1 protein-coding gene is annotated in these 269 nt (G+C 66.2%); it reads right to left on the bottom strand.

Annotated elements, in window-relative coordinates; translation table 11 throughout:
* Nucleotides 1–269, bottom strand: a 269-nt coding sequence (locus tag SCA31_RS23625) for a hypothetical protein (RefSeq protein WP_410699447.1), incomplete at both ends; no start/stop codon positions are given.

The raw sequence follows: 269 nt of genomic DNA, 5'->3' as shown, positions 1-269 counted from the left end.
GGACCGCTGCGGCCACTGACACGATTTCCTCCTCGGCGACTTCGCCGTGGTCCACACAGCCTCCCAAGGTCATCGCACGCATCGTTTGCAGAACGCCGTCGGGAAGATAGCGCACCACGAGCGTGACCATCTCCGCCCGAATGGCACGGTCCTGAGTGAATGCCACCCACGGACACGCCCGCGCCGTCAGCCCTTCCTCGACGGCCCAGCGCCAGATCTGACGCAGCCGTCGAATAAGGCTCTCAGTCCGGACCCGACCGACGCCCGAC

It is taken from the genome of Chryseobacterium sp. SIMBA_028 (assembly GCF_046535285.1).
Classification (GTDB): Bacteria; Bacteroidota; Bacteroidia; order Flavobacteriales; family Weeksellaceae; genus Chryseobacterium.
Note: the sequence above shows the minus strand (reverse complement) of the source record. Positions and strands in the feature narration are given on the sequence as shown.